We start from the raw sequence: 12,444 nt of genomic DNA on the forward strand, positions 1-12,444 counted from the left end.
ATGCTGATCCCGAACATTCGGGATAGCATGACGACCGCCTTAATCAAATGTACTAAAAAAACATATATAGAGGTAACAAAAGATGTGTCCACACGATAGGCCTGCGCGGGAAAGACGACCACGCTGTTGGAGTCTGTCATTGATAGCGGAGTCGAAGGGCATTTATTTGCGTTTCATCAATCTCAAGAAGTCTTCGACTATGCTCTCCACAGGAGTCCTTTGGACAGACTGACGACTGCAGTGCTTAACTTAAGGCATTGAGCGAGGGGCTAAAATCGCCCTTCAAATACGATTTACGATTTATTTACAAAATTTACATTTTTATTTACAATCCAAATCACTCCATCCGAAAAATATCAAACTAGATTCGCTTAATCAATTTGAAAGGATATGAAACATATGAAAAAAACCATCTATGTGCTGGTCTTACCACTGGTTGTGGTGAGCGGATTAGTATTTGCCAATCGTGAAATTAAGCCATCCCCAAAGCCCTTGTCTACCGCTGAAATGAAAGCCCGCATGGTGGAGGACAGGAAAAAATGGGAGGCCTCTCCTGACGGGATCAGGTTCAAAGAATGGGAGCTTTCTCCTGAAGGTAAAAAAGTGCATGCCAGTCATGATAAAATAAGGAAGTACCTAAAGGATTTTAGCAATATGGAGGCCGTGGTCACCTCAGTTACTTTTCAGCGCGCAAACGCGAAATCAGGACCAAAATGGCTTATCGTCAGCATTGATGGCGAAGAATACATGATGCAATTCACGCTTAAGGAATTTCAGCAGTTAAATGGCCTGAAAGTTAACGACAAAATAATCGTAAGAAGCCGCAGCGCTGGCTATTCACCTAATCATCCCTATTTGATTGTATCAGGCGATTATATTGAGCAAAATAATAAGGTACTTTTTAAACGTGACTTTAGCAAAAATAACGGTTGTTGAGAAAAAGCTCGACATTCCGTATCTCCCAGCTAAGATTAAAAGCGCATCGAAAGATGGGCTTTTTTTGTTATAAATTGATTCTGCTAGGGTCTTAGCGAAATGCTATGACTAGATGGGTTTCCGCATTAGTTTTTAAAAGTCTATTTTACGAAAAGCCATGTTCCATCTTTTTGATAGGACATGGCTTTTAAACCTGAACTGTGATTATAAATAATATTTAACGGATGGGCAGCTTAAGAACTTTAAGTTTAACCTGTTGATCAAAGGTTAGCAAGTCTTCAATAACATCAGCGGGCAAGGAAAGGTAATTAATGAAATCTTCTTGATCGTAACCCAATTCGGTTTGGAGTAATCTGTAAGCATTTTTAAAACAGGTAGGCTCATCAATAGGTACTTCGATAGGCTCTTTTTTACTGTAGCCGTATCTAGACATTTCGATCATAAAGAAGCGATATCTCGAATCATCAATGCATTGAAGGTCTCTCGCACGCCTAATCAATGCGCCCATAGAAGTGAGCCAGTAACACTTTAAGTCCCCCAAGTCACTCATTTTCAACCTGCGTAGGGAATTTTTTATCGCGGCTTCGGGCATTAGGAATTGAGCAGCGAAAATATTCGCCTCCACTTCCTTGTTACGGTAACTGGAAATGGGGAAAAGGTTTTCGTTATGCATAAGAATATGTCCAAGCTCATGCGCTATTGTAAAACGCTTCCGATCGTTGGAGAAATTTTTATTGACGATAATAATAGGTGTACCTGCATTGCTGATGAATGATACGCCATCAAATTTTTCGTCAGCATCGATCTGGTATAAAATTATTCCATTAGCTTCAAGTAAGCTACAGATGCTTTTTATTGGCAAATCCTTGTCAAGTGCTAAATGGTCTCTGTTACGATTTGCTATTTCAGCAGGAGAATACCCCTCTTCTACATTGAGTGGGGCAAAATTGAATTCAGGCCAGTCGATTGATGCTGTAAATTCATCAACAATATATCCGATTAATCTGCATTTATTTTCAAAATGTTGTATGGAGGATTTGGTTATCGTCGCTTTCTTCCTGTAATTTCCGTTTTCAATAGAACTATTAATTTTTCTTGCAAAAAATTCGGCAGGAAAGTTTAAAAAGTTAATAATTCTATTTTGCAGTTCTTCTGATAATACACCCATACCCTTCTCAAACTTTGATAAATTAGACTGTGAAAGTCCATCTATCAAGCCAGAAAGCTCAGTTTGTGTATAGCCTCTATATTCTCTTGCAAAGGTAAGTTGTTTATAATTCATGTATAAGGTAGCTGTAAAATAAGTCCATGCAGTACGTTATTATTTTGCTTCTTTTTTGATTGATGTATTTTTTAATCCTGGGATAATCTGCTGCTGCTCAAAATCTTCTACAACTGGCTTTCTGAAGTTCATAGGCAATTGCAAATCATGAGGCTCGATTGTGAAGGACACTTGGTTTTCATCAATGTAAACCAATTGAGGGCTAACATATTGTCCAATTTTATTTTTCTTGTAGCCGAAGAATACGATTGGGTCATAATTGTAGTCCGAATCCTGAAACAGATCTAGCATTTGATTCTGGTTAAGCATGGACTGTACATTAACCGTTTTAATGTTCATTGGATACCCCTTTTTATCAAGTTTCTTAAACAAAATCACATACCCTTTTGCCTGAAGCACCAAACGCTTGTATTTTCCAAAAAATGCTTTTCCCAGAAAGTTTTTAACTAAAATCTCAGCGAAGCAACTCTGGACAATCGATGCTTCCAGCGTCCTGGACCTAGTGAATACGGGAAAGCTATGAAGTGATTTGTTTACTTTCAGCATCGCTTCTTCAAACGTCTCAAACAACAATACCAGTTCTTTCGCCAACTCGATTTTTGTCGCCTCGTAGGTTGCAAGCATTCGCTTGCCTTGTCTTTTTCTTGACAGCTCATTACCGCCGGTATGTAATTTTAAATCCATTTTTAACTTTCTAGTATTTCAATAATAAAGAATCATGTACAAAAATATCACAATTATATAATTTACCAAATTTATTGTATATAATTTTTCTATATTTTTGTATTTTAGTTGAATGGCATTTCTAGGTATGGTAAATGAGTACAACAAATACATTAGCGGATAATCATTTTACGAATATCTTGTAGTGACAATCTGTGAATGTTTTGTATGGCTTTATTATTATAGAAATTAAACATTATCTTTAACTTGATGGAAATTATCATTACGTTAACTAATTGGCAATTGGTGTTTTGCTCAAGATTGAATTATTAGATTATCTTTGCAAAATATTGGCGTCGGCATAATTCTTTTTACGCTGTTTACCCTTTTTCATTATAAACTAGCTTATAAATCATTTTTGAGATAGATGCAAATCGATAATATTAATCTTTACAGAATGGTGCATGTGGATAACTTGCCGCATATTTTGGTGAATGGCATCACTAAAAAAGATTCTGCGATGGCTAATCCCGACTTCAAATCGATTGGTGATGTGAGCTTAATTGGAAATAGAAGCACAAAGATTGTGGAGGTTTATAACGGCGACTACACGATGCTAAATCCGACCAGAATATGTCTCGGAGACTTTATCCCGTTCTATTTTGGAATTAGGATGCCAATGTTATACGTGATGCAGAATGGAGGAAATTTTGTCGAAACGGCTACTGCGCCGCAGGATATTGTTTACATTGTATGTAGCCTAAGAAAAGTACTCGATTCAGGAACAAACTATTATTTTTCAGATGGTCATGGGACGGACGGTTATACTACCTTTTACGATAACGAACGGATATTGGACTTACCAGGCCTAATCGATTGGGATTGTGTTCAGGCTAAATTTTGGGGAGGAGATGAAAATTTGAATACGAAGCGAAAAAAGCAGGCCGAATTTTTGGTTGCAAGTGATTTACCATCGAGTTGTATATTAGGCTTCCTTTGTTACAATGAAACTGCAAAGAAGCGATTAATGCAAATAGGAATTAACGAAGCTGGGATTAAAGTCTGGCCAAATGCATATTATTAGGAACACAAGTTTATGTTAAGATACATCACAGGTAATATCTTGGAAAGCAAAGCTGAGGCCATAATAAATACGGTAAATACTGTTGGAGTTATGGGTAAAGGTATTGCCCTTCAGTTTAAGAAGGCATATCCGAATAATTACAAGGCTTATGTTGAAAGTTGCAAAAGTAAAACGATTGATGTTGGGAAATTATTTGTTTATGAAGACAGTAATCTTGATTCTGGTGATAAAATAATAGTTAATTTTCCGACTAAAAAAGATTGGCGCAAGCCTGCTGAATATAGCTACATTGAAGAAGGGCTCGATGATTTAATCGATATCATCAAGCAGTATTCAATTAAAAGTATTGCCATACCACCCCTTGGAGCAGGGAATGGCGGACTGGAATGGGAACGAGTAAAGAAGATAATTGAAAATAAGTTGGGTGATCTAGCTGTTGAAATAAGTGTTTATGAGCCTTCTGCCCAGATCAAGGAACATCTGAAAAAGGAACGAGTAAAGCTTACCGATGCCAGAGCTTTACTGCTTTATGTACTTTATGACTTGGTAAAAAATGGAGAGTATGTTTCTGAATTCTCTAGCGAAAAGGTATGCTATTTTCTACAGCGCTTCGGAGGCAAAAAGTATTTCAGACTGGATTTTACACCAAACTTCTACGGTCCTTACTCCGGTAAGGTAAAGTATGTGCTCAATGTGCTCAATGGGAGTTACCTCATGGGATATAGCGACATGAGTAAAAAACCTTTTGAGCCTCTAACCTTAGTTTCTGATGCTTATCAGGATGTTAAAAACCACATCGAAAAGAAGTCTGAACTTTTACAGATTGCTTCATCAACAATAAATTTCCTGAATGGATTTTACTCTGATTTCGCGCTTGAACTGCTATCCTCACTTGATTATATTATTCAAAACAACCATACGTTTGATAGTGAAATATTGATGAAAAAACTGCAGGACTGGAGCGATAGAAAACGCAGCGTATTTTCGAATCCAAAATACCTTGGTATATCATTAAGGCATTTAAAAAGTGTTGGGTTTTATGATTTCGCCGTTTAAGTTTGTGGCTAAGACAAGTGTCCATGCTTTTTACTTTCCGTAGATCTATTTTCTATTTCGTTTCAAGAACAGCAGACTTTGGTTGTGTAAATCTGATTTTATTTGTTAAAGTGAATTAGATATTCGATAGTGTATGAACCAATTTGATTGACCCTGCTTTGCTAAATTAAAGACATAGAGAAATTTATTGTAAGTCAGAAAGCTACAATTTTTTTATTTTTGGTTAGATAGTCAACGCATTTTGCTATTTCCAACTATGAACAAAATTCATTATAATGATGATTTTTATCTACATGTTGATTGAATGTATATTTCAACGAAAGTGGTTTTTCCCCCACTTTTTGGCAGTAAAACACAATCGGTATTGAAACCCTAAATAGGCTAGCTAAAAATACTGTTAAAGGAACATTTTATAATCTCCACTGTTCTGTAGACTGGTCGTTTCGTCCTACTACAGCTCGTTATCTCCCGATATGAAAAAACCTACAATAATTTCTTTTTCCTGTAGACGCTAAGACTAGAACGAGGTTCAGTTCGCGAAAAATGTTAAGAAGTTCGGCTTTTATGACCATTCTGGAAAAATAAGTTATACTTTAGGAAACTCAAAAATTACTGTTCAACAGAGGAGCCTTCTACTGGAATTGGTTGTTCTAAATTTCGAAAATACCCTAAAATGTCTCCTGCAAACTTTGTGCTGTTAAACCACCCAGACCAATTTTCTCCTGTTATGACCCGCTCTGCACCGGTTATCCTGTTTTTTTTAACCATTCTTGCACGTCCTTTTTCAGCGAATTTATCCAAAAACCCATCCCAGTTCTTTATCACTATCAAATAATTGTCTTCAACAGCCTGATCATAATCATTTAAGTTCTTGGGCATAAATAAGACGATCATCGAGTAGACTTTGGCAAAAGTGCTCATCTGTACACGTTGGTTTGGATTGTTGAGCTTTGCGATCTTTTTGAAACATAGATAGGCAAAGTAGGTTTTTTCCAAACGGTTGTCTTTGATGACTTCTTCGAAAGTCAGGTTTTGCCTTATAAAAAGTTTTTTCTCTCTGGCTTTGCTGATCTGCCCCTTGGACACATAAAACATCCTAAAGAATAGGTTTCTTTCTGTAACATCTTTTTCGGAAATATAATTATTTAGGATGCCGTCTGCAAATTCTCCTCTTTTTCGCTCGTAGAGCAGTCCAAACCTTGAGAAGAGTTCTAGTTGAATCTGACTTTGCAGCTCATCATTCGATAGTTTGTCGGCATTGATCACCGGAGTCTGCTTATTGGTCGCCTCGGAGATATCTTTGATCAGTTCGAGTTTGCTGTTATGGTTTTTTTCATCAAGAAGGGTAATTACCTTAAGCAAAACTTCCTTGCCCTGGAAAACCGTTTCTGCTCCACTTTCCAAATTCTCTTCATATATCCTGCTTAAAGTATATGAGGTTTGGCCCCCGTTGATGATCTGGGGATTTTTGACAATCAGCTGCGCCTTATTCTTTTGGCCAATACGTTCATTAATATAGGTTTCATCGGAAAGCATGGTGATACCGTTGTTATAAAGTGCAAATTCGTTGGTACTGTTTCCGATTATCGTTTCTCTTATCGAATTGTTTACATTTTTGCCCTCATGTCCAAGGTAGCTTCTGGGATTGTATTTCAGAATTGAGTTCTTGTATTTATACATGATCCTTCCAAGCTCAATAGTCGGGACGAAAAGAACCGTGATTTCACATTCGCCTTTTTTAGTATTTACCGTGTAGCTGATCTTTGTTCCAGCATTTTTATTGCTGAGATCGATATTTATGCTAAGGTCCGTAGCATTGAAGTATGTTCCGGTTACCACCGGAAAGACCAGCTCTTCATAACAACGGTTGAAATCAAATACCACGGAAGACAGCCCACCGGTAAGTTTCCTCAGATCGCTTGGTTTGGTATTCTTAAGGTTAGCAAGAATAATAACCTGATAGGAGTAGCGTGCAATATCCTGCAGCGATGAGATTTCCCGCTGCAGTACCTTTATTTTTCCATTGTATTCATTGCCTGCTTCATCTGTCTGTTCACCGTCCAGAATACGGTTGATATCCATTACTAGAATTTCCTGAAGGGAAATCTCTTTCTCCTCAAAATTCTTTTCGTTCAACCGAAATTTGGATTGGATGAGGTATATCGTTTTATTTTCTGGGCTTATATAATAACCATCGATTCCGCCATCGTTGGTCCCGTCGGTAATAAAATGCTCCCGCTCCTGGAAGTCTAACAAGCCGAAGCTGACTTTCAAATATAAATGTATAAACGCGCGAGTTCTTGATCGATTATAATCTTCCGGACTGGCATCCGGCCGTACGTATTTTTTGGACATGCCTGTCGGTGCCTCAAGAATGATTGCATCCAAGATGTTTAAAAGAATATCGTATTTGGTCATAATGAGAGAGTTTAAAGCGTTGAAGATATCAAAATAAATGTTATTGAACTACTTTATCAGGAATATGTTGAAACAGACCTACGATCAGTAATTATTGAGATCATCCCCCTTGCTAGCGCATGCGTATCGCGTATGCAAATTTCGCAAAGCTAAGCCCTATCTAGCGCAAGTCTTAGCACCTGGGCCCAGAAACATTGGCCAGACTTGTGCTTTTGTGAAATTAAGACATTAATCTCAATGGAAAATTTTATATGTTAAATATCGTAAAATGCACATTCATCCAGCCCCTTGACCTATGCACCAAGAATGCATTAGTACGCTTTTAAAGGTTTTTAAAAAACATCCTTAACAAGAAAATAATTAACTTCGAATAATCCAATGATATGACAACATCTCTCCAATCCATTTTTTATACCCTGTTAATTATTACATCTCTGGGATGTAACAGCAGAAAAGAGTTGATTCCAGTGGTTCAGCCCGCGAGTATTCTTCAAGGCAGCGACCAGATCGCAAATTATATTACACAATATGTCAACTTTGACTCTGATTTCAGTACGTTCGATACAGAAGGAAAAGTGATGGATAAGCAAACATTTCTGAACGAGGTACTTTCTGGGAGTTACCTACCTTTAAGGTTAAAAACCGGCCCTGATGAAAACTCATATCAGCTATATAAAATTAATGTTCTTATTGAAGACTCACCAAAATATTATCTTATAGACCAAGCCCGTCAGGGGCTTTTTCAACTTTCGCTCGTGGAAAAACCAGCACCAAAGTTTGAATTTGTAGATTTAGCAGGTCACAAATACAATCAACAAAATACCAAGGGCAAAATTTTGGTAATGAAATTTTGGTTCATAGGCTGTGTTGCCTGCATACAGGAAATGCCTGAAGTTAATAAAATCGTTGATCGATACCGGGACCGTAATGATATCCTTTTTATTAGTCTTGCCTCGGATAAAACCGAACCTTTAAAGAAATTTCTAAAACAGGTACCTTTCAAATATGAAACTGTAGCAAACGCCGATCGATACATGGTTGATTCCATCGGCACCAAGGTATTCCCTTCGCATCTAATTATTGGCAGAGATGGGAAGATCAAAAAATTCACATTACAATATGCAGAGGTTGAAAAGCAACTAAAAACCCTTCATTAATGGCATAAACGCTCTACCTAAAACAACGACCAGAATCTGCTCTCATTAAATCCATACCTTACGCATTTAATGCCGTAGGCGCCATACCAAACTTCTTTTTAAAAGCATGTGAGAAGTGCGACAGGCTTTCGAAGCCAAGGTCGAGGTAAATGGCAGAAGGTTTCTGGTGTTTGCTTTCGATGAGGTGTTTGGCTTCCGTTAGGCGTTTATCCTGCAGCCAATGGCGGGGTGGCGCACCGAAAGTTTTCAGGAAATCGCGTTTGAAACCGGCCAGGCTGCGACCAGTAAGCTGCGCGAATTTTTCGATGGGCACATTAAAATGAAAATTGCTCAGCATAAACTTTTCCAGGTCTATTTTATGGGGTTCTGAAAAGTCGAATAAAAAGTTACGCAGTGCCGGTAGGGCAAGCAATAACAGTTTAATCCCCTCTTTCACTTTCAAAATGCCCATTTCATTGGTCATGGTGGCACCCGAGCTTCGGGCATAGGGAACAATAGACTGGAAATATCCTTTGAGGAATTCGTTTGATGGAATCAGGATATTTGGCGGACCAATGTATTTATGGTCTGCGGTTAACTTTTCTTCCAATACGATCTTGCGCAAAAGCTCTTCCTGCAGGGAAATGACGATGGTTTCATAGTTTCCTCCGGGCAGCGGTGTTTTGGTGAGCGTACCCAACTGGTTTTTACCAATCAACAGCAATTCTCCTCCGGTCATCGAAATACTTTGACCAGCGGTTTCTAAAGTGAACTGCCCTGAAACCTGCAATACCAAAGTATGGTGGTTCCAGAAACATACTTTTTCTTTCCGCTGGGCAGAGAGGTAAGAATAAAAGATAAGGCCCGGGAGGATTTCTTTTGGATTGGTCATTTAACGTTGTAAATAAGTACCGCCACGTATGGCACCTATTGCAAAAGTAGTATTTAAAGTGTTCATTTCTTGCGGCGTAAATATAATATCAAGCGCTTTAATATTTTCAGGCAGGCGCGATCTGCGGCTCATGCTTACTAAAGGCATAATATGATCGCCCTGCTCCTTTACCCAGGCAATAGCAAGCTGTGTAGGCGTACAGCCTTTGTTGTGGGCCAATTGTTTCAATACTTCTACTTTTTCGAGGTTATGAACCAGGTTGTCACCCTGAAAACGGGAGAAATGATTATGGTAATCATTTTCTGCAAGTGGCGCTTTCATGTCGCCGGTTAATAAACCTTCTGCGGTATTGGCGAAGGCCACTACTGCAATACCCAACTCTTTTGCTGCAGGCAGCAGTTCATTTTCGATCTGACGATCGGCCAGCGAATAACCGATTTCAAGCGCACTTATGGGGTGGGTTTCATTTGCCTGACGAAGCTGCTCGGCCGTAATTTCAGACACACCAATGTGACGCACCTTACCCTCTTTGATCAGGTCGGCAACCGTTCCGATGATGTCTGCTACCGGTACGCTATCGTCCATTCGGCAAGGCTGGTAGAGGTCGATGGTTTCGATGCCCAAACGCATCAGCGAGTAATTGATAAAATTTTTAATTGCAATGGGCCGCAGGTCTAATCCCAGCCACTGGCCGTTGTGAAAGATGGCACCGAATTTTACGCTGATAAAGGCCTCATCGCGCCGGCCTTTAATTGCTTTGCCAATTAACATTTCATTATGACCGGCACCATAAAAGTCGCCAGTGTTTAAAAAATTAATGCCGTTATCTAATGCTTCCTGAATGGTGGCAATACTTTCTGTTTCGCTGGGTGTAGCACCACCCCATACAGAAGACATGCGCATACAGCCCAAACCAAGTTTAGATACGAATGGACCATTTTGGCCCAACTGAATTTTTGTGATGTTGTTCATGAAACAAAGATCAACATTCGACACAGCAGAGGCTTTCTTCTACGGCTCAAATATTTTGTCTGTACGGCTCAGCTATTTGATGGTTTGAGCGCTATCTAGCGCAAGTCTTAATGTCAAGCCTAATGCAATGGGCAGACTTGTGCTTTCCCTAAATTAATCCCTAAATTTCTTGAGAAAATCTTAATTAATTATTACTATGCATGCGCATTCATCCAGCCCATTGTCCGCTGCACTAAGACTTGCGCCAGTGAGGCCACTACGTCCTGCTGAACTTGTTTCAGCATCTTTTGCAACAGGAAAGATCCTGAAACAAGTTCAGGATGACGACTGCATATACAATTTGTCGTGTCCCCCTACTAACGCTCCCGAAAATCACTAGGTGTGCACTTATACCTATCGCGAAAGCTTTTGGTAAAATTAGCCAAATCATTATAGCCACAATTAAAAGCAATGTCTTTAATCCTTTCGTTTGAAATTAACAGCATTTCGGCAGCTTTTTCGAGCCTTTTGGTTTTGATATAATTGGCCGGTGTATCGTTGTAATGTCTGGCAAATTCGCGTTTAAAAGACGATAAACTCAAATTATTCAATTGTGCCAGAGCTTCGATACTGAGCTGTTCAAACAAGTTGGCCTCAATAATTTGTTTAAAGGTGTAGGTAGTAGGCGAAAAAAGCTGTGCAAATATGGTTTGTATGGCCCGGGCATTAGCGGTTTGGGCCAGCAGCAGGATAATTTCCTTTAACTTTAAAACCAGTATATCTTCGTTAACCAGTGCAGGATGCTGAAAATAAAACAACAAGCCTTCAATATATTTCTCGATTAAAAAACTGTTGTTTAAAACTTCAACACTTTTGTTCGAAACCATCCGATCGGGTGCCTGAAGTATAACCGGCATCTCCCGGTCGTAGATCCGTTTTAAAATATCGGGATGAAAATTAACGACCATAATTTCATTAATCCCTCCTTCATTTAAGTTACTGATGGTTTTACTAGCCTGGATACAATTTAAAAACAAAGCATGTTTATGCGGTATATTTACCCGGTTTTCGTCGCGGTGATATTGCATTTCGCCCTGTAACATATACAAAAAGCAGGCATTATCGGTAATGGGGAAATCGAAGGTAAAAGGTGCCTTTATCCTGATGTTCTGGATAATGGATTTACCAAACAAATCGTATTTTTTATGGTCAATGATCATATTAAAAAAACCTTCAGCTATAAAAATAGAAAAACTAATGCATGGTTTGGCTTTTCTGCGTCCATACATTAGCCTATCTGGTACAAAAAGATTTTTTATCCCAAAATCACATTTTTGGTTTACCGTATTCTAAGCGCGTTACGTTGTTTAATGTATTGGTAAATGGCACCGGCAACAAATGCGATTAAGAGCACGAGCAAGGTTTGGGCAATTATAGGATCGGTAGGATTTTTAGCCAGTGGATGCCCCAGCGGAACCCGGGTAAAGGTTTCGTTCACAGTGGGAATGAGCGACAGAAAAAAGCTGAAAGAGAGTAAAAAATTCTCTACATAACGTGCCTTATTGTTGGTACTTCGCTTTACCGAAAGCCAAAAAGCCACCACCACTAAAATAAAAATGAATACCGAAAAAATATGCCCGGCATTAAAGCCTCCATGTTTGGAGATTCCCAATGCAGTTAAAGCAGTAACAGCAGTAGTATAAAAGTATATTTTACCACTAAGCTGCGTTAAATCAATTTTGCCAAAGCGTACAAATGAAATGATTGCTGCTACAATGGCTACAATACCAATAATGGTATGAAAAATTCCTAAACCTGATAGTCCCATAGTCTTTTTTGTTGTTATGTAATTGTTGTTTACAAAAGTGGCTATAGTAAGGCTAAGGCATTTTGCTTATTCGTTCAATTAATTGGTAATCTCGTTCAAAAATGATCAGGGGCGCTGCTTCCAGCCTAATTAATGGACGGACCTATAATTTCGTTTTGGCAGGCAGGACATTATTCGACGATTGGGTGATCACCTTTT

The 12,444-nt window shown here is 38.7% G+C and carries 11 protein-coding genes; 4 read left to right on the plus strand and 7 right to left on the minus strand.

All coding sequences use genetic code 11. The features are described from left to right. The first annotated feature begins 399 nt into the window (after positions 1–399). Positions 400–936 (plus strand): hypothetical protein, encoded by a 537-nt coding sequence (locus tag LQ201_RS24425; RefSeq protein ID WP_230146355.1) that lies wholly within the window; start codon positions 400–402, stop codon positions 934–936. A 217-nt stretch (positions 937–1,153) separates the two neighbouring features. On the opposite strand, the gene LQ201_RS24430 is transcribed toward LQ201_RS24425, so the two are convergent. Further along, positions 1,154–2,218, minus strand: a complete 1,065-nt coding sequence (locus tag LQ201_RS24430; protein ID WP_230146356.1) for an ImmA/IrrE family metallo-endopeptidase — start codon at positions 2,216–2,218, stop codon at positions 1,154–1,156. Positions 2,219–2,257: 39 nt separating this feature from the next. Next, positions 2,258–2,902, minus strand: coding sequence for a hypothetical protein (locus LQ201_RS24435; protein WP_230146357.1), 645 nt, complete (start codon positions 2,900–2,902; stop codon positions 2,258–2,260). Between the two features lie 406 nt (positions 2,903–3,308). Here LQ201_RS24435 and LQ201_RS24440 point away from each other — a divergent pair, with 406 nt between their 5' ends. Both LQ201_RS24440 and LQ201_RS24445 read left to right on the plus strand, forming a co-directional pair. Beyond that, positions 3,309–3,965, plus strand: coding sequence for a DUF4433 domain-containing protein (locus LQ201_RS24440; protein ID WP_230146358.1), 657 nt, complete (start codon positions 3,309–3,311; stop codon positions 3,963–3,965). Positions 3,966–3,977: 12 nt separating this feature from the next. After that, on the plus strand, positions 3,978–5,021 hold the full coding sequence (locus LQ201_RS24445; protein WP_230146359.1) for a macro domain-containing protein: 1,044 nt from the start codon (positions 3,978–3,980) through the stop codon (positions 5,019–5,021). 609 nt (positions 5,022–5,630) lie between these two features. Here LQ201_RS24445 and LQ201_RS24450 read toward each other — a convergent pair. Then, entirely contained in the window at positions 5,631–7,439 is a 1,809-nt protein-coding gene (locus tag LQ201_RS24450; RefSeq protein ID WP_230146360.1) for an AIPR family protein, read from the minus strand. Between the two features lie 383 nt (positions 7,440–7,822). Between LQ201_RS24450 and LQ201_RS24455 the strand changes: the two genes are divergently transcribed. Beyond that, positions 7,823–8,596, plus strand: coding sequence for a TlpA disulfide reductase family protein (locus LQ201_RS24455; protein WP_230146361.1), 774 nt, complete (start codon positions 7,823–7,825; stop codon positions 8,594–8,596). Positions 8,597–8,654: 58 nt separating this feature from the next. Here the strand turns inward: LQ201_RS24455 and LQ201_RS24460 are convergent, their stop codons facing one another. From LQ201_RS24460 to LQ201_RS24475, 4 genes are all read right to left on the minus strand, one after another. Further along, complete coding sequence (locus tag LQ201_RS24460; protein WP_230146362.1) at positions 8,655–9,467, minus strand: AraC family transcriptional regulator; 813 nt, start codon at positions 9,465–9,467, stop codon at positions 8,655–8,657. Then, complete coding sequence (locus LQ201_RS24465; RefSeq protein WP_230146363.1) at positions 9,468–10,439, minus strand: aldo/keto reductase; 972 nt, start codon at positions 10,437–10,439, stop codon at positions 9,468–9,470. A gap of 356 nt (positions 10,440–10,795) precedes the next feature. Continuing rightward, positions 10,796–11,638 (minus strand): AraC family transcriptional regulator, encoded by an 843-nt coding sequence (locus tag LQ201_RS24470; RefSeq protein ID WP_230146364.1) that lies wholly within the window; start codon positions 11,636–11,638, stop codon positions 10,796–10,798. A 119-nt stretch (positions 11,639–11,757) separates the two neighbouring features. Further along, positions 11,758–12,246: a hypothetical protein gene (locus LQ201_RS24475; protein ID WP_230146365.1), complete on the minus strand. Its 489-nt coding sequence runs from the start codon at positions 12,244–12,246 to the stop codon at positions 11,758–11,760. Between the last annotated feature and the right edge of the window lie 198 nt (positions 12,247–12,444).

It is taken from the genome of Pedobacter sp. Bi126, assembly GCF_918698245.1.
In the GTDB taxonomy this organism is placed as follows: Bacteria; Bacteroidota; Bacteroidia; order Sphingobacteriales; family Sphingobacteriaceae; genus Pedobacter.